The following is a 20,251-nucleotide window of genomic DNA, read 5'->3' as shown; positions in this document are numbered from 1 at the left end:
ATTCATTTCGGGCCGACGAACAGCCCATCGAAGCAGTGCCGGGTGGCAGTGCCCCTAGCTGTTCGCGAGTCGCACTTTCTCTGCCTCAACGTCGTAGTCGGCGCTCGGCCACTGCAGGTCAAGATTCTCTAATGCCTCCAGCAAAAGCTGCTGAACGGCCCACCGTGCGTACCACTTGTGGTTCGCCGGAACCACATACCACGGTGCGTTCTCTGTCGTCGTGCGACGCAACGCAATCTCGTACGCCTCCTGGTAGTCACCCCACAGCAGTCGCTCGTCCACATCGCCTGGGTTGTACTTCCAGTGCTTTTCGGGGCGGTCAAGACGCTCTTGCAGGCGATCTTTCTGCTCGTCGGCGCCGATGTGCAGCATGACTTTGATAATCGTCGTGCCCTGAGCGACGAGCTCGTTTTCGAATGCCTGAATGATGCCGTATCGCTCTTCCACCGTCTCGGGCGTTGAGAAGCCACGCACGCGGTGAATGAGCACGTCTTCGTAGTGCGAACGGTCAAAGACGCCGATAAAGCCGGCCTCGGGAAGCTCCTTGCGAATGCGCCACAAGAAGTCGTGCGACTTCTCTTCATCGGTGGGCGCTTTGAACGCGTGGATCTGCACTCCCTGCGGGTCGACCCCGCCAATAACGTGGCGCAGGATGCCGCCCTTGCCCGCGGTGTCCATCGCCTGCAGCACGAGCAGAATGCGCCGCTTGCCACCGAACTTGCTCTCAGCGAAGAGCCGCTCTTGCAGGGCAGCAAGCTTCTCCCCGTTTTTCTCGAGAGCCTTCTCGGCATCCTTCTTGCTGCCATCAAACTCAGGAGTGGATGACGGATCGATGCTGGCAAGCTCGAAATCGGCGGTGACGGGAGTGAGTGTGCTCATGTCCCAAGGCTACTCCGGGCGCTTCTGCGGTCACCTATCCACGCGAGCGAAACCGTGGCCGACGAGAGGCAGCGCAACAGAGCATCGGGCATTAGCGCCCGAGCGGAACCTCAATTATGGTCGGCTCAGGGTGGGCCGAAAGAGCCTGGTCGAGGTCTCCCCGCGTTGCCGCAAAAATATAGCGCCAGCCGTACGCGACAGCGAGTGCCTCGATGGAGGCACTCTGCTGCGTCAGCAACACCCGGTCAAAACTGTCGCCAGCCTGACTCGCGACCTCAAGGCCGTCGAAGATGGTGCCGCCGTTGTCGTTGCCGACAATGACTTGGATACGCGGTCGAGATTCGCCAACACCAAACATGAGCGCTCCCACATCGTGGAAGATCGCAAGATCACCGAGGAGCACACGGGTGACACCCTCGTTACCTGCTTCCGCTTGGCTCGCGAGCGCGATTCCGAGAGCAGTCGAGATCGTGCCGTCAATGCCGGCGAGGCCCCGATTGGCGTGCACCGAAATCTTCTTGCCCGGCACCACGCGATCGACTTCGCGAATCAAGCGTGACGCGCCCAAGACGAGGCGGTCGTGCGGCCACGTGGAACGCCACACGGCTTCGGCGAGCATCCGGCGGTCGACCGGGGTGCGCACAATGGCGAGTTCTGACTTGGCGTGGGTTCCGGCATCCGCCTCGATATCGGGAGCGATGCTCTCCGTTTCGAGAAGCTGGCGGCTCGACATCACCCAGCGCCCCAACCACGCACGGTCAATGACTTCACCCGAGACCGAGACGTCATCGACAAAGAGCCGAACGCAGCGGCCAGGGTTGTAGTCATCAGCGGAGGGATGCCGCACCACGATGGTTTGCACCCCGCGACGCTGAATGAGCGCCGGAATCTCTCGACTCAACGTCGGATGCCCAAACACGATCACGCGCGCCACCCGGTCACCAAAGTTGGCGGCGTTCAACAGCTCGCGGTAAGCGACAACCAGGTTGGGCCCAAAGTGGGCTCCACTCGCGACCTCCGCGAGCAGCGGTGCACCGAGTTCGCGGGCGACCTGCTCGGCGCGCGGGCCTGCACCGGTTCCGGCGATCACGACCGTGGCTGGGGAGGGCGACAGAGCGAGAGTCGTGGGAGCACCCGGCGACTGGTGGGTGGTGTTCTCCACTACCGGATCGAGGTCACTGAACAGATCAGGGAACACGGGTTCGCGAGTGCCAGCCGGTTCAGGAGCGACATCTGCGGCGGTGGGCTCCCACACAAACGGCGCAGACAGCGGATCGTCAAAAGAGAGGTTGAGGTGAACGGGGCCGTCGACCGCGGCAACGGCGTCGCGAGCGAGTTGCGCTGCGGCATCCATCTCTCCATCAGCACCGGTTGGCGCCTCGACATCCCACGTTCGGTGCACGGCGGTGCCGAAGATACCCGGCTGCTGCGTTGTCTGATTGGAGCCAATGCCACGCAATGAGTCGGGACGATCGGCGCTAATAATGATCAGCGGAACAGCTGAGTGGTGCGCTTCAAGAACCGCAGGGTGCAGGTTCGCAACGGCAGTGCCCGAGGTGGTGACCACAAGCACGGGCAACCCGGTTTCGACCGCAAGGCCAAGCGCAAGGAAGGCGCCAACGCGCTCATCGATGCGCACCCGCAACCGCAACAGCCCCTGCTTCTCGAATTCAGCAGCCGCCAGCGCGAGAGCCTGTGAGCGCGAGCCCGGGCTCAGCACAACATCCCGAACGCCGAGACGAACAAACTCTTCGAGAAGGGCTACCGAGAAGTTGGTGGCTGGAGAGTTAGTTGGTCTTATCGTCATCGTCGAGATCTGCAAGTTCCTGTTCGAGGCGGCGAATGCGCTCATCTTGTTCTTCCTGACGGCGCATCTTGCGCAAGAAGTCAGGGTCGTCATCGGGGGCAACGGTGCGTGTGCCGCCAGAACGGGCACTACGTGCCTTGCCGAGCATGAACCAGAGCACCACTCCGATAACCGGCAAAAGCAGGATCACTATGATCCACAATGCCTTAGGCATCGCGCGAACTCGACTGCGTTCGGTAAGGATCACATCCACAATGGAGAACACGTCTACCGCGACGAGCGCGAAAGCGAGAACAACCAGTAGGCGAGGCATGCCCCCAGTCTACGCTCGCAGACTGCACGCGGGTTGCGAGCCTAGACTGATGCCGTGAAACCTTGGATCGCCTACTCTCTTCTCCGCGTCGGAGTCTTCGCCGCAGCCTTCACCGTGCTGATGGTTGCCAACGTCGAGACGTGGATCGCCGCCGTAATCGCAGCGATCTTGGGATTCGCCGTGTCCTACGTGTTTTTCGGAAAGCTGCGGGATGCCGTAGCTCTTGACCTTGCTTCCCGTCGCGGTCGTCCAAGCCACGATCCTGATCGTGACGCCGAGGATGCCGCCGTCGAGCACGACGCTGAGACCGCGACCACTACCGAGGGTGCCGCGGAGTCTTCAGCAGAGGCGCCCACAGACGCGACATCCGCTGAGCAGAGCACTCAGCACGACGCCCGCTAGCTAGTCGCATAACCGCCGTGAAGAGACGCTCGCTGCGACCTCCGACGTTAGAACGCGATCGCTGCCGCGAGCCCTAGGCCGAACAGCAGCGCGGTGATCCCGGTGAGACGCAGCGCCAAGATCAGCTCGGCTGGCGTTTTGGCGGTGAGCACAATCACGCACGCGGGCAGCGCTACCAGCAACACAAAGTTCACAAGATACGCGTTGAAGTAAAGCAGCGAAAACACGCCCAAGATGCCGAACGGCACGAGCATCGCGACGACGTAGAAGATGCGCGAGGGCAGGTTGCCCATCCGCACGGCCAGAGTTCGCTTTCCGGCGATCTTGTCTTGAGCAATGTCGCGGATGTTGTTGACCATGAGGGTTGCTACGGCGAACAATCCGACAGCAACGGCTGCCAGCCACGACTCGAGATTCACGGTGCCGGCGAGCACGAACGTCGTGCCGGCGGTGGCGACGAGACCGAAGAAGATGAAGACGAATATTTCGCCGAGGCCAAGGTAGCCGTAGGGGCGCTTGCCTCCCGTGTAGAAATAGGCGGCGATGATGGCCGCGGCACCGACGGCAAGCATCCACCAGTGTTCGGTTCGCACGACGATGATGAGTCCGGCGATAGCCGCAATACCGAACCAGGCGAAGGCGACAGTGATGACGGTGCGCGGGCGAGCGGCACCCGAAGCGGTGAGACGACGAGGACCGACGCGGTGGTCATCCGTTCCCCGCACTCCGTCGGAGTAGTCGTTGGCGAAGTTCACACCAATTTGCAGCGAGACCGCAACGACGAGGCAGAGCAGCGCGCGGACCCAGTGCCAGCCGGCCCCATCAACGTCATGCGGAAGCACGTAGGCCGCCGCTGTGCCGAGCGCAACGGGAGCAAAAGCTAACGGCAAAGTTTGGATGCGGGCGCCACTGATCCAGTCACGCGCGGTGGCTTTCGCGATCTTCGGCGCCTTGGGCGGTCGCCCACCCGGGCGTCCGCTCTTTTTCTTCGCCGCAGCGGTCGAGACGGTTGCGGGGTCGATGCGTTGTTTTTTAGGAGAGGCCACGGAGGGATTCTACTTAAGCACGACTGTGGCTAAGGCGAGTCGATCGGGTTTTCCTGTCGAAAGCAGAGGAATCTCATCGATCAGCATGACCCGTGCCGGGGCTGCGGCGGCCGAAGACAACTGGGTTGCCACCGATTGACGCACCACGTCCAAATCGATCGCGTGCGTCGTGATCACCACGGGGGCTTCGCCCCACTCGGGGTGGGGAGCGGCGACGACGACAGCATCAGCTTGGCCGGGCAGAGAGCGCACAGCGGTCTCCACTTCAGCAATCGAGACCTTCACTCCTCCGGAGATGATCATGTCGTCGGCTCGGCCACGCACCCGCAGCACGCCATCGACCAACTCGCCGACATCGTCGGTGCGATACCAGCGCACTCCGTCTTGCAGACGGAACGAGAATGCGCTGCGTCGCGGGTCGTCGAGGTAGCCCTCTGCCAGCATGGGGCCAGCGATTTCGATGCGGTCATCTACGAGGCGCACCTGCGCGGTGGGCAGCGGCGTACCGTCCCAGACAGCGCCGCCGCTCGTTTCGCTCGACCCATACGTGGTCGATACGGCGAGACCGCGAGCGCGGGCTGCCGCCAACAACACTGCCGGGATCGATTGGCCGCCGACGAGAATCCGCTGGAAGGTGGAGAGCGCCGCAACGGCCTCCTCCGACTCGAGCAGCCGCGCCAGTTGCACGGGAACGAGCGACACGAAGCGCCGCTCCCCCGTGAGCTGCGCAGCCGCCTCCACAAAAGTGGCCGCGGTGAAGTCACGCGTCGACATCATGACCGGCTCGGTGCCCGCAAAATACGAGCGAGCCAGCACATTGATTCCGGCAATGTAGTGCGCAGGCACGGCGAGAAGCCACTGCCCCGGGCCGCCCAGAAGCTCATCGGATGCCGCAGCACTCGCCTTCAGGGCTTCAGCACTCAGCATCACGCGCTTGGGTCGGCCGGTCGATCCGCTCGTTTCTACGATCACCGCAACGTTCGCGGGCACGGTTTCTGGCAGGCCAGAGGGGGAGGCCGGGTGCGGCAAAATCGCGGCTCCCGTTCCGTCGAGTGCCGGCTTCAGCGCCGCCCAGACTTTGCGAGGATCGCGCGCGTCAATAGACCAGAGTTCTCGGGTAGAAGTGGTGTCAGCGGTCACGGGTAAACCTCTCTGGGTTTGAACTGCGGGAGCGTTACAGCTGTCTGAATGTTAGGGCTGTCCGAGCGTTAGGGCTGTCCGGGCGTTAGAGCCGTCCGGGCGTTAGTACTGCCAGGGGAAGGGCGACCAGTCGGGTTCGCGCTTCTGCAGGAACGAATCGCGGCCTTCGACGGCTTCGTCGGTGCCGTAGGCGAGGCGGGTCGCTTCTCCCGCAAAAACTTGCTGGCCGACAAGACCGTCGTCGACAGCGTTGAGGGCGAACTTGACCATGCGAATAGCGGTCGGTGATTTCGTCATGATGGTTTGCGCCCAGTCGTAGGCGGTGGCTTCGAGCTCAGCATGCGGCACGGCGGCGTTGATCGCTCCCGCGTCGAGGGCGCGTTGCGCGTCGTACTCGCGGGCCAGGAAGAACACTTCACGGGCAAACTTTTGGCCAACTTGGCGAGCGAAGTAGGCGCTGCCGTAGCCGGCGTCGAAGGAGCCGACGTCGACATCCGTCTGCTTGAAGCGGGCGTGCTCGGCACTGGCAATCGTGAGGTCGCACACGACGTGCAAAGAGTGCCCTCCCCCGGCAGCCCAGCCAGGCACAACAGCGATAACGACCTTGGGCATAAACCGGATGAGGCGCTGCACTTCAAGAATGTGCAGGCGTCCGGCTGCGGCACGACGCTTTCCCGCAGCGGCAGCAGCGTCGGCCTCGGCCTCAGCCGCGGAGAGCCCGGCGGCAGCAGTCGGATTAGTCGCGCCCTCTTGACCTTCGTACTCGTAGCCAGCACGACCGCGGATGCGCTGGTCGCCGCCAGAGCAGAACGCCCAGCCGCCATCTTTCTCGCTCGGGCCGTTGCCCGTGAGAAGCACAACGCCGATGCGAGGATTCTGGCGCACGTCATCCAGTGTTTGATACAACTCGTCGACGGTGTGTGGCCGGAAGGCGTTGCGCACTTCGGGGCGATCGAACGCGATGCGCGCAATCGTTCCGCTCACATCGTGGTGGTACGTGATGTCGGTGAGGTCATCAAACCCGGCGACCGATCGCCACAACTTCTCGTCAAATATTTCAGAAACAGGCGCCATGGCTCCACCCTAACCATCGGGCTGCGCCGCGGGCTGATGCCGAACCGTGGATGCTCGGCTTTCGTGCGTCGCGAGCGACTCGTTAGCCGCCGAAGAGCCGGAACACGTACAGGACAAGCAGCGGATTCGCGAGGATGCCGAGCGCAAGCCCAAAGGCCGCCCAACGGCGTTGCAGCCCGAAAATGAGACACAGCGCGGCAGTGATGACGGCTGAGATCGACACCACGATCGTCGCATAGGCCAAGTCTGTACCGGTCGGGTAGTCCCCGCCAGCAGACACGATCATGGCAATGATGAAGAGCACGAGGGTGGCGACACCGAGCGCTGCGGCGACGAACCCTAGCCAGCGTGGGCGCGGGCGGCGAACGACCGGAGCAGCCTCGGGCTCAGGGGAAACTCCGTGCTCATCGTCGGCGGGCAGCTCAGTTTCTTCGTCATCGACGACGCCGACAACGTAATACGGCACGACTTTGGTAGCAATGCGCTCGATATCCCCCGGATTAGTCACGCAATTACCCTAACTGACAGTGGAACTTGTCAGACTGGGAACATGTTCCCTTCAGTGAACGACATTCTCGACACCGCGCACGTGGTGTCCCTGCCCATGACCTCCCGCTTTCGCGGCATCGATCAACGCGAAGCACTCCTGTTTCGCGGCCCGCAGGGGTGGAGCGAGTTCTCGCCATTCGTGGAGTACGACGATGTCGAAGCAACCCCGTGGCTCTTGGCCGCGATCGATTACGCCTACAACGAGATGCCGCCCCTCGTCCGCGATCGCATTTGGGTCAACGCCACCGTGCCTGCTGTTCCCGCCGACCTGGTCGAAGCGGTTCTCGAACGCTTCCATGGCTGCCGTACAGCCAAGGTGAAGGTAGCCGAGCCCGATCAGACCCTCGAGGATGACATTGCCCGCGTCGCCGAAGTGCGTCGCGTCATGGGGCCGACTGGCCGCATCCGCGTTGATGCGAATGGCGCGTGGACGGTCGATGAAGCCGAACGTGCCGTGCATGCTCTGGCTGGATTCGACCTTGAGTATGTCGAGCAACCGTGCGCGACAGTAGAAGAGCTGGGCGAACTGCGCACGCGCATTGCCTACATGGGCATCCCCATCGCGGCTGACGAAAGTGTGCGCAAAGCTGCCGACCCGCTCGCGGTCGCCCGTGCAGGTGCCGCTGATCTCCTCGTCATCAAGGCACAGCCCCTGGGCGGCGTCTCTCGCGCCCTTGAGATCGTGAAAGATGCCGGGCTGCCCGTTGTGGTCTCCAGCGCCCTCGAGACCTCGGTGGGTCTCGCGATGGGCGCGCATTTGGCTGCCGCCATCGATGATCTCGACTATGACTGTGGACTCGCCACGGCATCCCTGCTCGCCGCCGACGTCACCGCCGCTCCCCTGCGCGCTCGCGACGGTCACCTTGACGTGCGTCGCATCGAGGCCGACGAAGCGTTGCTCACTCGCTGGGCCGCTAATCCTGAACGCACCCAGTGGTGGCGAGACCGCCTCGTCCGTTGTCATGAACTAGGTAAAAACTACTCACCGCAGTAACGCGTCCGCTCACTAAGGTGGAACAACTGGTCGTTGCCGTTGGCCAGCACTTTCGAGGAGTAACAATGAGTATTGAGTCGCGCCGTCTCGGTGCCGTCGCCGCCGTGAGCCTGCTCAGCCTCGCCGCGCTTACCGGCTGCACCCCGCCCGCCGACGAACCGAGTGCTCCTGCTGTGGAGACGGATGCCGCAGCCCCCGTGGAAGTCGAAGAAGAGGCCGCCACCGGCCCCGAGTGCCTGATCGGTGATTGGTATATCGCCGAGGATCAGATGCAGGGCTTCTACTCCGCTGTCAGTGGCTCTAACGACGGACTCGACATCTCAGTCGAGGGTGGAACCGGGCTCGCTTTCACCGACGCGACCTACACCTACACTCCCGACTTCGAGATCCTCTTGCAGGTTGCCGGCACTGAGGGCACTGGAGCTATCACCGGCGGTATCAGCGGTGAGTACACCGCCACTGACACCGTGATTACGACGTCACAAGAGGTGAGCGACATCGCCGTCAGCGTGACGGTCTCGGGGATCACCATGGATGGCGCCGACCTCACAAACAGCTTCTTGGCCGATGCCCCGATCAACTCGGCACCGTATGAGTGCGCGGATGATGGCCCCGTCATCCACTTCTCTACGGGAGAGGGAAACCCCACTGTGGCGATGCAACTCACGCCCGCCAGCTAGGCACTAACACCTTGAGCCCGAAGGGGCTCTCCCCAATCAAACGCTGGGGTTCAGCTCGGTGCGGCCCCAGCGTTTTTCTTCCTCGCCGGCGTTCGTCGCGAGCCAGCCAGCCAGCGAGCCAGCTTTTACAGGCCGGAGTAAGAGTGAAGCCCCTTGAAGAAGAGGTTCACGATGGTGAAGTTAAAGATGATGGCGGCAAAGCCAACGATGGCGAGCCACGCTGAACGAGAGCCGCGCCAGCCGCGAGTTGCGCGAGCGTGAATGTAACCGGCATAGATGGTCCAGATGATGAAGGTCCAGACTTCCTTGGTGTCCCAGCCCCAGTAACGACCCCAGGCACGCTCGGCCCAGACAGCACCGGCAATAAGGGTGAAGGTCCACATCACGAAACCAACGACCGTCAGACGGTAAGCGAGAGTCTCGAGACGGTCTGCTGGAGGCAGAGTGTCAAGAAAGCGCAACTTGAGTGCTTTGCCGGCTTCGCGGCGCGACTGCATGAGCTGCACAACCGAGAGCCCGGCGGCGAGGGCAAAGAACCCGGTGCTGAGGCTCGCGACGAAGACGTGGATGACCAACCATGCCGACTGCAGCGCTGGAGGAAGGGGCACGACATCCACATAGAAGCTTGAGGTGCCGATGCCGAGGGCGATAAGCGCGAAGCCAGTGATGAACGAACCGAGGAAGCGCAGGTCTTGCCAGAACTGCACGATCAGGAAGACGCCGACGATGAGCGCCGTGGCGGTGAGGGTGAACTCGAACATGTTGGCCCAGGGCACGCGGCCCGCGGCAACGCCACGGAACACCACAGCGCTCACGTGCAGCACCCACGCGATAACGGTGAGGGCCATGGCCAGTCGTAGCGACTGAGGTGCCCGTGCCGGAGCGGCATCACCGTTCACTGCGGTGCTGGCCGTCAGCGTGGCTGTGCCACCTGAGCCGGCTGCCGCTTGCATCACGGTGGCGCGCTGAGCGGATGCCGTAGCCAAGCCGGTTGCACTCGCTGCAGAAGCATCGCTCGACTCCGCCGAACGGCGTGCCAAATCGACGGCGAACATTACGAACGCAAAGGTATAGATTGCCATCGCTGAATAGACCGCAATCAGCGAATACGACACGAAGGTCTCAGTCACGAATCCACTCTAACTCTCAGTTGCTGGGAATGTTTTTCGGCAAACTCCGAGACTGCGGCTTCGAGCGTGGGGTCATCTCCGCGCGCTAGCGCCGCGTACTCGATCGTCGTCGTGCCCGATGCATCCGTTTTCGCTGCTACCCACATGCGACGACGCGGAATGAACAAGCTCGTCACGAGGCCTCCGACCACCAAGATGGCGAATATGAGCACGGGAAGCTGCGAGGGGTCGTGGTGCACATCGAACGACACAAAGCGCGGGATGCTCGTGAGTTCGACACTGCCGAGACCGTTCGGCAGCTCGAGCTTGTCGCCCGGAGTCAGCTCCAAGGTGTCAGCGTCTGACGTGCGGCCAGCGATCTGCTGAAGCGAATCAGTGTTGAGCGCATAAGCATTTGTGCCCAAGCCGTTGTCGAGGCCGAGATCTCCCTCGTACACCTCCAAGGTCAACACCGGGGAAATGAGGTCGGGATACACCGAAGCGAGAGCACCGGAACTGAGCGCTCCAGCGGTGGGGTAGAGGAAACCGAGCATGCCGATCTGCTGATCGAGCCCATCCGGAATTTTGATGATGCACGTGCTGCCCAAGTTGGCGTCAAAAGGCAAGCACGCGGTCGGCTGTGACCACACCACGTTCTCGTCGGCGTCGCGCACGGTGAGCACGGGGGCATACCCGTTTCCGAGAAGGTACACGTTGGTGCCACCCAAGGCGAGCGGCTCGTTCACCTTCACCTGCGACGACTGGGATTCTTCGCCACGCATGGTCGTAGTGACGTTGGCGGTGTAGTCAATTGCTTGACCGATGGCGTCACGGTTGGACTGTTCGTAGACCGCGTCGAAGGAGTCGAGCGCGATCGTGTAGGCCTCAAGCGCATCATCTGTGAAGAAGCGCCCCGGATTGAACGAGTCGTAGCTGGCGAGAGAGTTGCTGAACGCGTAGCCCTCAACGACAACGCGCTGGCCGGTGTAGCCAAAGCCACCGCCGAGGCCGACGGTAACCAGAACACCCACGAGTGCGGCGTGAAAGACGAGGTTTCCCGTTTCGCGCATGTAGCCGCGCTCGGCGCTGACCGAATTTCCATACAGCTCGGTGCGGTACCGCTGCGAGCGCAGCAGGCCACGGGCCGAATCGATTGTTGTCTCGACATCTGCCTCGGTGGTTCGGGTCGTGAAACCCTGCAACCGCGAGAGTCGCGCTGGAGTCTTGGGCGGGCGTGCACGAAGCGCATCGAAATGATGTTTCGTGCGTGGAAGCACACAACCGATGAGCGAAATGAAGAGCAGGAGATAGATCGACGAGAACCACACCGAGGAGTAGGTGTTGAACACTTGGAAGAAGTCGAGCACCGCTGCAGTGTCTGGGTAGTTGGCGCGATAGGCGATGACACCGTTGGGGTCAGACGTGATTTGCGGCACGAGCGAGCCCGGAATGGCCGCGACCGCAAGAAGAAGAAGCAGGAACAGCGCGGTGCGCATGCTCGTGAGTTGGCGCCAGAAGAAGCGTGCGTAGCCGACAAAGCCGAGCGTCGGCTGCGTGATCTTGCTTTCCGGCGCAGGCGCAGGCGCGTCCATGTGGTCGCTGGGACGCGTGGCATCCCCGCCGGTTACCGAGTCGCCAGTTACCGAGTCGCCAGCTTCTGAATCAGAGGAGTGTGTCGAAACCACCGATCACCGCCCCCAAACTTGTCACGATTGCACGCCACACACCGGTGACCATGAGTAGACCGATCAGCACCAGCAGTGCTCCGCCGATCAGGTTGATAAGACGGATGTGGCGGCGCATCCACGCCACCGAACCGGTTGCCCAGTTCAATCCGAGAGCCACCAGCAGGAACGGGATGCCGAGACCGAGACTGTAGGCGATGCCGACGATAGCGGCACGGCCGGGGTCTCCGCCATCCAGCACCATGCTGCCAACAGCGATGAGGGTTGGGCCAACGCACGGGGTCCAGCCGAGGGCGAAGACGACGCCCAGCAGCGGTGCGCCAGCGAGGCCGGTTGCGACCTTGAACTTCGGTTTGATCGTGCGCTGGGCGAAGGTGACTTGCCCAATGAAGACGACACCCATCACAATCACGAGCGCCCCAGCAATGCGGGTGATCAGATCGAGCCACGGACGCAGCAGCAGCCCTGCGGTGCCGAAGAGCACCGTGAAGGCCACGAAGACCACGGTGAAGCCCAAGATAAACAGACTCACGCCCAGCACAAGGCGCTTCGTGCTGCCCTTCTCCTCAGCGCTCGTGAAACCGCCGATATAGCCAAGGTAGCCAGGCACGAGAGGCAGCACACAGGGCGAGGCAAACGAGACGAGGCCCGCAAGGAGCGCAATCGGAATCGCGAGAAGGAGGTTGCCGCCGAGAATAAGCTCCCCGACCGGACTCGACACTACTGTTCCTCAGCGATGACGGAGTCCATCATCGCTGCGAGGATGCTGGGGTCGCGCACCAGACCGCTGATGCGTGCAGCAACGCGCCCTTCGCGGTCGACCACGAGAGTCGTGGGCACCGCGTTGGGAGGCACGGAACCGGCGAACGCCAGCTGCACGCCCGCGGTCGTGGCATCCACGACGGAGGCGTAGGGAATCCCGAACTCGGCAGCAAACGTGAGCGACGTCTCCGCGGTGTCAGAGACGTTGACGCCCAAGAACGGAACCTCGGTGTACTCCTCGCTCAAATCGGCAAGATCGGGCGCTTCGAGACGGCACGGTGGGCAGCTTGAGTACCAAAAGTTCACGACGTAAACGGAGCCGGCAAAGTCGTCGCTCGACACGGTTTCGCCGGTGTCGAGGGTTGCTTCGTAGCTGACGGCGTCATCGCGGCTGTCAGCCGGAATCTCGACCGTAGACCCGTCGCCGGAAATATAGCCCTCTTCTGATCCGTTCTCGTACTGCTGCGCGAGACTTTCGGTGGTGCCGGAGCACGACACAGTAAACAGGGCGAGGCTCGCCACAACAGCGGCGATGAGACGGCGATTCACACGGCTCCTAAATCGATGGATGCTGCCAGCAAGTCTCCCGCAGGTTCCTGATAGTCAACCTCCACGAAATGGTCTCCCTCGCGGGCGAGAGTCGTGATGCTCGACAGGGTGCAGCGGCGGTGGCGAGGGTCATGGGCGAGCCGCATTTTCTTCACGGAGCGAGCTACAACAACGATCGGCAGTTGATGACTGACCATGACAATTTCGCCGCCATCGGCCGCGGACCACGCCTCGTCAATGGCAGCGAGCATCCGGGCTTCGATACTCACGTAGGCCTCGCCCCAACTGGGCTTGAACGGATTGATCAGGTGCGGCCACGCGCGCGGCTGGCCGAGAACCTGCGGAAACCGCAGGCGACCGCCCTCGAACCAATTGGATGGTTCGATGATGCGCTCTTCGGTCGTGATGGGCAGCCCGTAGCGTTCCGACCAGGGCTGCGCTGACTCTTGAGCGCGCTGCAGAGGGCTCGCGTAGAGCGCCGTAAGGGGCCGCTCCGCGAAGCTTGCGGCGGCGACATCCGCCATTTTGTGACCGAGTTCACTGAGGTGATACCCGGGGAGACGGCCATAGAGAATGCGGTCGGGATTGTGCACTTCACCATGGCGAACGAGATGGATGAGGTCTGCTGGCACGGTATTCAGTCTACGTCTGCTGCCCTGCCGCACTTTCTCTTGCGTGATCCCTTGTAAACTCGGCGCTGTGACTACACGCACCCTCACTAAGAACCTGGCCGCCGCAAGCGATGGAGCAACCTCCGTTTCGGGTTGGGTCGACACTGTTCGAGATCAAAAGAAGGTGCAGTTCGTCGTACTGCGCGACGAGTCGGGTGCGGTGCAGCTTGTTCACCCCCGCTCGTTCAACGACGACGGCACTCCGGCAGAGGATCCCCTCGCCGAGATCATCTCGGGCCTCGCTCAGGGCACCTTCCTCACCGCAACCGGTGAGTTGAAGCACGACGAGCGCGTGAAGCTCGGCGGCGTTGAGATCAAGCTCGACGGCATCGAGCTTGCTGGCGAGGCAATCGCTGAAACCCCGATCGCTGAAGACACCAGCGTCGACAAGCGCATGGACTGGCGCTTCCTCGACCTTCGCGTGCCGCGCAACAACCTGATCTTCCGCATCCAGACCACGCTCGAGCACGCTTGGCGCACCTACTGGGTCGAGAACGACTTCATCGAGGTTCACACCCCCAAGCTCATGGCCAGCGCCAGCGAGTCGAAGGCCGAACTGTTCGAGGTCGACTACTTCGATACCAAGGCCTACCTCGCGCAGAGCCCCCAGTTCTTCAAGCAGATGGCGCAGTCCGCTGGCTTCGGCAAGATCTTCGAGATCGCCCCGAGCTTCCGTGCCGACCCCAGCTTCACCTCGCGTCACGCCACCGAGTTCACGATGGTCGACAGTGAGATCAGCTGGATCTCCAGCCACGAAGACGTCATGAACCTGCACGAAGAGCTCATGGTTGCCGGCTTCCAGGCTGTCAAAGACAAGCACGGCGAAGAGATCGAGAAGCTGTTCGGCATCGAAATGACGGTGCCGACTCGCCCCTTCCCCCGCATCCCGCTTGCCGAGGCTAAGCAGATCGTCAGCGACCGCGGCTACACGGTGCCGCGCGCCGACGCCGACATGGACCCTGAGGGCGAGCGCCAGATCGCCGCCTACGTGAAAGAAACGTACGACCACGATTTCGTGTTCTTGACCGACTACGCCGCCAGCATCCGCCCGTTTTATCACATGCGTCACGCGGATGACGCGGGCCTCACGAACAGCTATGACCTCGTGTTCAACGGCGTCGAGATCTCCACTGGCGCTCAGCGCGAGCACCGCGTTGACGTGTTGGAGGCGCAGATTCGCGACAAGGGCATGGACCCGGCCGAGCTCGACTTCTACCTCGACTTCTTCCGCTACGGCGTACCGCCGCACGGAGGCTTCGGCATGGGCCTCGGTCGCGTGCTGATGCTGTTGCTCGGCCTTCCGAACTTGCGGGAAGCCACCTATCTCTTCCGCGGACCAACCCGCCTCACTCCGTAGCCGCCCTGTGGGGCTCGCGAGGGCCTCTCAGTTCGACACACCGAACCCATAGCCAGCGCATAGCCAATTAAGACAGGATGACCCCATGTCAAAGAAAATTGATTCGGCACTCAAAGATTTGAAGAAAGCACTCAACAAGCATGCTGAGGTCGTGGGCAGCAGCGCTGTGTCACTGAAGAAGGCCCAGCGTGCGAGCGCCAAAGTAGCGGCAGCAGCAACGGCTTACGCCGAAGTAGTGCACGCTAAGAGTGGGATGGGCAACCCCTTCGACGACATGCTGCAACCAGGACTCGACAGCGGAACGCTGGCGTCACTGGCAGCCGAACGTGACTCGATCAAGAACCACATGACTGGCCCGATCGAAGTCAGCAAGTAACGAGCCAGAGCGTCGTGCTCGCGAGGATCCCCCGCGAGCACCTACACACTGTCTTACGTACGGTCTTCGATGCTGGCCCCGATGCGCCAAAAGAATGGCTGCGATTCACTTTTCGGAACCACGCCTCGGCGTGGCTAGTGCCCCACAGCCTCACGGCGGCAGATTTCTAAAACTCGAAGTCGACGCACACCCGATCGCGGGTATGAGCGCCGACGATGGCAGCAGGCCCATCGTGGAGCGGGTGGGTTCCATAAGCCACAAGCGCTTCAGGCGAGGTGTGCTCCGAGATAAGAACGACGTCCCAGTTGTTCTCAACATTCCCGGCATCCGAACGCACAATCAGGCTCTCTAGACCTTCAATGTGGCCAGCGAGCGGCTCCAGCGCAGTGGCCATGGCCTCCACGGCAGCCTTCTGGCCTTCAGTATCTTCGGCGATGAGCTTCCACATGACAACGTGACGGATCATTCTGTTTCCTCCAATAGTGCGGCGCGCAGGCGCTGCGGTTCGACCCGCCACATGGTGTGGACTCGGTCATTGATGAGCACGACAGGAATCTCATCCCAGTGTGTGGCGTGCAGCTGCTCGTCATCGAGAATCGACTGCTCAGCGAGCTCAACAGTGACATCAGCGGGCAGTGCGGCGAGCACCTGGTTGATCGTTTCGCGGGCATCATCACAAAGATGACATCCCGGTTTTCCGATTAAAGTGAGACGTTGCGTGGACACGACCCTAGAATAATGCGAATGCACGAGGTAACGTCGCCCCCACCCAGCCAGAACGCCGTTGTGGCGTTCTTCGACGTGGACAACACCCTCATGCGCGGGGCCAGCGCGTTCTACCTCAGCAAAGAAGCCTGGCGTCGCGGAATTGTGGGCTGGCGAGACATTGCGCGCTTTGGGTGGCACCAGTTTCGGTTCGTCGCTGTGGGAGAAAACCACAAACACATGACCTCCGCTCGAGAGCGTGCTCTCGAAATCGTTGGCGGGCATTCTGTAGAAACACTCATCGATTTGGCCGAGACCATTTACGAACGGGATATTCTCCCCAACCTCTGGCCCGAAACCGTCGACCTCGCCAAAGAGCACCTCGCGAAAGGGCACGAAGTCTGGCTCATCACCGCGACGCCACAGTTTGTGGCGCAAGTGATCGCTGAGCGACTCGGCCTCACCGGCGCACTCGGAACCCGCGTGCGCGCCCAAGACGGCGTTCTCACAGGAGAACTCGACGGCCACGTGCTTCACGGCCCCGAAAAGGCTGCCGTCGCCACAGAGCTTGCGGGGCGGCTCGGGGCCGACCTGGCAGACTGCTGGGCGTACTCCGATTCCAGCAACGACATCCCGTTGCTGAGCGCCGTGGGCAATCGTGTTGCTGTGAACGCGGATGTGAAACTTGCGCACTATGCCCAAAAAATGGGCTGGCCAGTATTGCCGCTGAGCCGCGCCGGCCTCAAAGAAGCCCGGCGCCGCGTGAAGCGGCAAGCCAAGACCGTTCGCAAAAACGCTCGTTAACCTCGAACACCCGATCGTTCAGATGAACGTTCGGGTGTTCGTGTTATGACCGACTCGAAAGACGGCCACTAGTCATTGGGACTAGTTACTTCTTGTTGCGACGCTGGTGGCGTGTCTTACGAAGCAGCTTGCGGTGCTTCTTCTTTGCCATACGCTTGCGACGCTTTTTGATGACTGAACCCATAGGAACCTCACTGATTTCTGAACGAACCGACCCGGTCCGATTCAGAACCGCGGAAAGACATACCCGAAGAGTTTACCGCACGGGGCGGGTTAAAAAGTCTCGATGAACTGGGAATGAACCCGAAGCAACGATTCGCTGCTATCCAACCCCAGAGATTGGGGGCGCAACAGCACTCGCCACAGCCGATTCCGGAATGCGGAATGAACGACCAAAGCGAACAGCCGGCAGTTCACCGGAGTGCACGAGACGATACACGGTCATGTTTGAGACGCGCATCATGTCCGCCACCTCGGCGACGGTAAGAAAGCGCATCTCAGATAGATCCCGTGACATCGGACCAGCCCCTTTTAGTTTCACCAACTGCAGAACGCACAAAGCGACTGCACAAAGCACCCAGCATGTGACTGAAGTGCTAATCGGTAACAATAGGGGCTGGTGTGACTCGCTGTCCACCCCTAAACACGCTCGTCCGGCGCGCCTCGCGCTTATTCCTTGCGGAAAATGCGAGAGCGCACGGTGCCAGGGAAGTGCTTCGCGGCCTCAGCAACATCGTGGAGCGCGGTGCGAGCCTGATAAGCGCGATCCGCAACCTGGCGGCCCAAGTTGTCTCCGACATCCGCCCCAGACCACGCCGAGAAAGCGCCGGTCGATTCCAGCAGTTCCTCGTCAAAATCTTCTTGGAAGTCTGCGCTCAAGAACGGAATCAGCCAGTCTTCGACCTCTTCAAGAGGAGAAGAATCAAGGCGGTAATAACGGTGCTGTCCATCTTCACGCACCGAAACCAGCCCATGATCACGCAACACCTTGAGGTGTTTAGAGACTGTCGGCTGACTCAAATCGAGCTTCTCGACAATCTCACTTACGCTCAGCTCGCCACTCGGAGAATCGGAGGCGATGTACTGCTCAAGCAGCACGGTCAAAAGGCTACGCCGGGTCGAATCGGCTACTACGTCAAAGATGTCGGCCATTGCAATAGGGTACCGGGGGTTGCTGAGTAGTACCATGGCCTCCTGTGCGTGGGGAGATAATTTTATGAGTTCTTGGGCACCCATGCGTGCACACCCTCGTGAACGCAGCATCCTCGCCCGCGTTCGCGACGTGATTGATCGTTTTGCCGCGGCAACACCTGCCCGGTTCGCCATCGCGATCTTCTCGGCGCTCGTTGTCGTACTCACGACACTTCTCGTCTTGCCCATCTCGGCCAGGGACGGCCAAGCCACTCCCCTCGTCGACGCACTCTTCACCGCCGTCTCCGCGATCTGCGTTACCGGCCTCACCACCGTCGATATGTCGACGCACTGGTCAGCCTTCGGCAACACGGCCATTCTTGTTGGCCTCCAAGTCGGCGGAATTGGCGTGCTCACTCTCGCGAGCATGCTCGGGCTCGTCGTATCGCGCCGCCTCGGGCTGCGCCAACGACTCATCGCTGCCAGCGACACCAACCCCTCGCGCATCCACGTCGGCCCTGTCTCCGAATCACAGGCCATTCGGCTTGGCGAGATCGGTGGTCTTCTCGCGACAGTCGCGATCAGCGCGCTGGCCATTGAAATCGTGCTTTCGCTTGTGATCATCCCGCGATTGCTCGTGGAGGGTTACGACGTGTGGCCCGCCATTTGGCAAGGCTTCTACTTCGCGGCATCCGCCTTCACTAACACTGGTTTCGTGCCTGCAGTGAGCGGCATGGAAGCCTTCGCTCAAGACCCATGGATGCTCGGAGCGATCGGCGTCGGTGTGTTCCTCGGAAGCCTCGGCTTCCCGGTGATCTTTGCGGTAGTGCGCAACCTCAAAGACGGCGCCCGCCTCTCGGTTCACGCACGCCTCACCCTCTTTACAACGGTTCTGCTGATCTTCCTCGGTGCTCTAGCGGTGCTCATTTTGGAGTGGAACAACACCAACACCATCGGTGGGCAGAGCCTGATTTCGAGACCCCTGACATCCACTTTCTTATCGACCATGACGCGCTCGGGTGGGTTCTCCACCATCGATATCAATGAGCTCAATGGATCGACGCTGCTCGTCTTCGACATGCTGATGTTTGTGGGCGGCGGCTCTGCCTCCACCGCGGGCGGAATCAAAGTCACCACTCTGGCCGTGCTGTTCTTGGCAGCCCTCGCCGAAGCTCGCGGTGACAACGACATGCACGCCTTCGAGCGTCGCATCCCCACCGACGTCCTTCGCCTCGCCGTTAGCGTCACGCTATGGGGCGCAACGATCGTCGCCATCTCGACCATCGCTATCTTGCAGATAACCAAGGAGCCCCTCGACAGGGTGCTCTTTGACGTGATTTCGGCCTTTGCCACGTGTGGGCTCTCGACCGGACTCACCGAAACGCTGCCCGATGGCGGCAAGTACATCCTCGCCGCCACAATGTGGGCTGGACGAGTGGGAACGGTTACGCTGGCGGCAGCCCTTGCGGCCAGTCAGCGCCGTCAATTGTTCACGAGAGCAGAAGAGAGGCCCATCGTTGGTTGACAAGATCGCACACAATGCCCCGGTGCTAGTAATCGGGCTCGGTCGCTTCGGTGCGGCCACTGCCGGTCAACTTCAGCGCCTCGACCGCGAAGTTCTAGCGATCGATGCTGACCTCAGCCTCGTACAAAAATGGTCGGAGCGCGTCACTCACGCCGTGCAGACGGATGCTCGCAGCCTCGACGCTCTGCAGCAGATCGGCGCGCAAGACTTCTCGATCGCCGTCGTGGCTGTCGGCTCATCGATCGAAGCCAGCGTGCTCATTACGGCCAACCTCGTTGACCTCAAGATTCCGCAAATCTGGGCGAAAGCGATCAGCCGCTCCCACGGCAAGATCCTCAACCGCATCGGCGCCAACCACGTGATCTACCCTGAGGCAGAAGCCGGCGAGCGCGTCGCTCACCTGGTTTCGGGCCGGATGATCGACTTCATCGAGTTCGATGACGACTTCGCCATCGTGAAGATGTACCCGCCGAAGCCCATCCGCGGTTTGCCGCTGAGCGAGTCGCAAGTGCGCCGCAAGTATGGAATCACGGTGGTCGGAGTGAAGTCGCCCGGTAAGGAATTTACCTACGCAACGCCCGAGACGGTGATCTCGAATCACGACCTCGTGATCGTCAGCGGCAACTCTGTCGACATCGAAAAGTTCGCGACACTCGCAACGTAGCCCCGTTCGTGGACTGATCTGCGCGCACC

The 20,251-nt window shown here is 61.6% G+C and carries 25 protein-coding genes; 8 read left to right on the top strand and 17 right to left on the bottom strand.

The annotated features are described in order from the left end of the window. Nucleotides 1-54 precede the first annotated feature (54 nt). The 3 genes from I6E56_RS10755 to I6E56_RS10745 form a co-directional block, all read right to left on the bottom strand. Nucleotides 55-879 (bottom strand): polyphosphate kinase 2 family protein, encoded by an 825-nt coding sequence (locus tag I6E56_RS10755; protein WP_197138461.1) that lies wholly within the window; start codon nucleotides 877-879, stop codon nucleotides 55-57. A gap of 91 nt (nucleotides 880-970) precedes the next feature. Next, nucleotides 971-2,686, bottom strand: coding sequence for a 2-succinyl-5-enolpyruvyl-6-hydroxy-3-cyclohexene-1-carboxylic-acid synthase (menD, locus tag I6E56_RS10750; protein ID WP_197138459.1), 1,716 nt, complete (start codon nucleotides 2,684-2,686; stop codon nucleotides 971-973). After that, entirely contained in the window at nucleotides 2,667-2,999 is a 333-nt protein-coding gene (locus tag I6E56_RS10745) for a PLD nuclease N-terminal domain-containing protein (RefSeq protein WP_197138452.1), read from the bottom strand. Before I6E56_RS10745 ends, menD begins: the two co-directional genes overlap by 20 nt. Nucleotides 3,000-3,053: 54 nt before the next feature. On the opposite strand from I6E56_RS10745, the gene I6E56_RS10740 reads away from it, so the two are divergent. Beyond that, on the top strand, nucleotides 3,054-3,401 hold the full coding sequence (locus tag I6E56_RS10740) for a DUF4229 domain-containing protein (protein WP_197138449.1): 348 nt from the start codon (nucleotides 3,054-3,056) through the stop codon (nucleotides 3,399-3,401). 47 nt (nucleotides 3,402-3,448) lie between these two features. Here I6E56_RS10740 and I6E56_RS10735 read toward each other — a convergent pair whose 3' ends face one another. The 4 genes from I6E56_RS10735 to I6E56_RS10720 form a co-directional block, all read right to left on the bottom strand. Next, complete coding sequence (locus tag I6E56_RS10735) at nucleotides 3,449-4,447, bottom strand: 1,4-dihydroxy-2-naphthoate polyprenyltransferase (RefSeq protein WP_197138448.1); 999 nt, start codon at nucleotides 4,445-4,447, stop codon at nucleotides 3,449-3,451. A gap of 9 nt (nucleotides 4,448-4,456) precedes the next feature. After that, nucleotides 4,457-5,587 (bottom strand): AMP-binding protein, encoded by a 1,131-nt coding sequence (locus I6E56_RS10730; RefSeq protein WP_197138440.1) that lies wholly within the window; start codon nucleotides 5,585-5,587, stop codon nucleotides 4,457-4,459. Nucleotides 5,588-5,689: 102 nt separating this feature from the next. Beyond that, entirely contained in the window at nucleotides 5,690-6,661 is a 972-nt protein-coding gene (locus I6E56_RS10725) for a 1,4-dihydroxy-2-naphthoyl-CoA synthase (protein ID WP_197138439.1), read from the bottom strand. Nucleotides 6,662-6,743: 82 nt separating this feature from the next. Next, nucleotides 6,744-7,169: a 1,4-dihydroxy-6-naphthoate synthase gene (locus I6E56_RS10720; protein WP_197138437.1), complete on the bottom strand. Its 426-nt coding sequence runs from the start codon at nucleotides 7,167-7,169 to the stop codon at nucleotides 6,744-6,746. 42 nt (nucleotides 7,170-7,211) lie between these two features. Here I6E56_RS10720 and I6E56_RS10715 point away from each other — a divergent pair, with 42 nt between their 5' ends. Both I6E56_RS10715 and I6E56_RS10710 read left to right on the top strand, forming a co-directional pair. Then, a complete protein-coding gene (locus I6E56_RS10715) occupies nucleotides 7,212-8,204 on the top strand; it encodes an o-succinylbenzoate synthase (protein ID WP_197138435.1) in 993 nt (330 codons plus the stop codon). 65 nt (nucleotides 8,205-8,269) lie between these two features. Further along, nucleotides 8,270-8,884 (top strand): hypothetical protein, encoded by a 615-nt coding sequence (locus I6E56_RS10710; RefSeq protein ID WP_197138433.1) that lies wholly within the window; start codon nucleotides 8,270-8,272, stop codon nucleotides 8,882-8,884. A 125-nt stretch (nucleotides 8,885-9,009) separates the two neighbouring features. Here I6E56_RS10710 and ccsB read toward each other — a convergent pair whose 3' ends face one another. From ccsB to I6E56_RS10685, 5 genes are all read right to left on the bottom strand, one after another. After that, entirely contained in the window at nucleotides 9,010-10,014 is a 1,005-nt protein-coding gene (gene ccsB, locus I6E56_RS10705) for a c-type cytochrome biogenesis protein CcsB (protein WP_307842833.1), read from the bottom strand. After that, the gene (locus tag I6E56_RS10700) at nucleotides 10,011-11,585 is read right to left on the bottom strand and encodes a cytochrome c biogenesis protein ResB (RefSeq protein WP_197139019.1); all 1,575 of its coding nucleotides are present in this window, start codon (nucleotides 11,583-11,585) and stop codon (nucleotides 10,011-10,013) included. The genes ccsB and I6E56_RS10700 overlap by 4 nt, the downstream gene beginning before the upstream one ends. 70 nt (nucleotides 11,586-11,655) lie before the next feature. Next, nucleotides 11,656-12,399 carry a cytochrome c biogenesis protein CcdA gene (locus I6E56_RS10695; RefSeq protein ID WP_197126235.1) on the bottom strand — a complete coding sequence of 248 codons (744 nt, stop codon included), beginning with the start codon at nucleotides 12,397-12,399 and terminating at the stop codon, nucleotides 11,656-11,658. Further along, complete coding sequence (locus I6E56_RS10690; RefSeq protein ID WP_197138432.1) at nucleotides 12,399-12,989, bottom strand: TlpA disulfide reductase family protein; 591 nt, start codon at nucleotides 12,987-12,989, stop codon at nucleotides 12,399-12,401. Before I6E56_RS10690 ends, I6E56_RS10695 begins: the two co-directional genes overlap by 1 nt. Beyond that, nucleotides 12,986-13,621 carry a histidine phosphatase family protein gene (locus I6E56_RS10685; RefSeq protein ID WP_197138431.1) on the bottom strand — a complete coding sequence of 212 codons (636 nt, stop codon included), beginning with the start codon at nucleotides 13,619-13,621 and terminating at the stop codon, nucleotides 12,986-12,988. Before I6E56_RS10685 ends, I6E56_RS10690 begins: the two co-directional genes overlap by 4 nt. A 67-nt stretch (nucleotides 13,622-13,688) precedes the next feature. Between I6E56_RS10685 and aspS the strand changes: the two genes are divergently transcribed. Both aspS and I6E56_RS10675 read left to right on the top strand, forming a co-directional pair. Then, a complete protein-coding gene (aspS, locus tag I6E56_RS10680) occupies nucleotides 13,689-15,017 on the top strand; it encodes an aspartate--tRNA(Asn) ligase (RefSeq protein WP_197138430.1) in 1,329 nt (442 codons plus the stop codon). 85 nt (nucleotides 15,018-15,102) lie between these two features. Next, entirely contained in the window at nucleotides 15,103-15,393 is a 291-nt protein-coding gene (locus I6E56_RS10675; protein WP_197138429.1) for a hypothetical protein, read from the top strand. A 166-nt stretch (nucleotides 15,394-15,559) separates the two neighbouring features. Here the strand turns inward: I6E56_RS10675 and I6E56_RS10670 are convergent, their stop codons facing one another. Together I6E56_RS10670 and I6E56_RS10665 are read right to left on the bottom strand one after the other, a co-directional pair. Continuing rightward, entirely contained in the window at nucleotides 15,560-15,859 is a 300-nt protein-coding gene (locus tag I6E56_RS10670; RefSeq protein ID WP_197138428.1) for a Dabb family protein, read from the bottom strand. Next, nucleotides 15,856-16,119 (bottom strand): glutaredoxin family protein, encoded by a 264-nt coding sequence (locus I6E56_RS10665; protein ID WP_197138427.1) that lies wholly within the window; start codon nucleotides 16,117-16,119, stop codon nucleotides 15,856-15,858. Before I6E56_RS10665 ends, I6E56_RS10670 begins: the two co-directional genes overlap by 4 nt. An 18-nt stretch (nucleotides 16,120-16,137) precedes the next feature. On the opposite strand from I6E56_RS10665, the gene I6E56_RS10660 reads away from it, so the two are divergent. Then, the gene (locus I6E56_RS10660) at nucleotides 16,138-16,902 is read left to right on the top strand and encodes an HAD family phosphatase (RefSeq protein WP_197138426.1); all 765 of its coding nucleotides are present in this window, start codon (nucleotides 16,138-16,140) and stop codon (nucleotides 16,900-16,902) included. Between the two features lie 85 nt (nucleotides 16,903-16,987). On the opposite strand, the gene I6E56_RS10655 is transcribed toward I6E56_RS10660, so the two are convergent. From I6E56_RS10655 to I6E56_RS10645, 3 genes are all read right to left on the bottom strand, one after another. Beyond that, nucleotides 16,988-17,086 carry a 30S ribosomal protein bS22 gene (locus I6E56_RS10655; RefSeq protein WP_003792170.1) on the bottom strand — a complete coding sequence of 33 codons (99 nt, stop codon included), beginning with the start codon at nucleotides 17,084-17,086 and terminating at the stop codon, nucleotides 16,988-16,990. Nucleotides 17,087-17,224: 138 nt separating this feature from the next. Continuing rightward, nucleotides 17,225-17,419 (bottom strand): helix-turn-helix domain-containing protein, encoded by a 195-nt coding sequence (locus I6E56_RS10650; protein ID WP_197138424.1) that lies wholly within the window; start codon nucleotides 17,417-17,419, stop codon nucleotides 17,225-17,227. Nucleotides 17,420-17,571: 152 nt separating this feature from the next. Further along, nucleotides 17,572-18,054: a helix-turn-helix transcriptional regulator gene (locus I6E56_RS10645; RefSeq protein ID WP_197138422.1), complete on the bottom strand. Its 483-nt coding sequence runs from the start codon at nucleotides 18,052-18,054 to the stop codon at nucleotides 17,572-17,574. A 64-nt stretch (nucleotides 18,055-18,118) separates the two neighbouring features. Between I6E56_RS10645 and I6E56_RS10640 the strand changes: the two genes are divergently transcribed. After that, nucleotides 18,119-19,558, top strand: a complete 1,440-nt coding sequence (locus tag I6E56_RS10640) for a TrkH family potassium uptake protein (RefSeq protein WP_231606597.1) — start codon at nucleotides 18,119-18,121, stop codon at nucleotides 19,556-19,558. Further along, nucleotides 19,551-20,222 carry a TrkA family potassium uptake protein gene (locus I6E56_RS10635; protein ID WP_197108335.1) on the top strand — a complete coding sequence of 224 codons (672 nt, stop codon included), beginning with the start codon at nucleotides 19,551-19,553 and terminating at the stop codon, nucleotides 20,220-20,222. The genes I6E56_RS10640 and I6E56_RS10635 overlap by 8 nt, the downstream gene beginning before the upstream one ends. Nucleotides 20,223-20,251 lie beyond the last annotated feature (29 nt).

The sequence above is a fragment of the Salinibacterium sp. NK8237 genome (genome assembly GCF_015864955.1).
Classification (GTDB): domain Bacteria; phylum Actinomycetota; class Actinomycetes; order Actinomycetales; family Microbacteriaceae; genus Rhodoglobus.
Note: the sequence above shows the minus strand (reverse complement) of the source record. Positions and strands in the feature narration are given on the sequence as shown.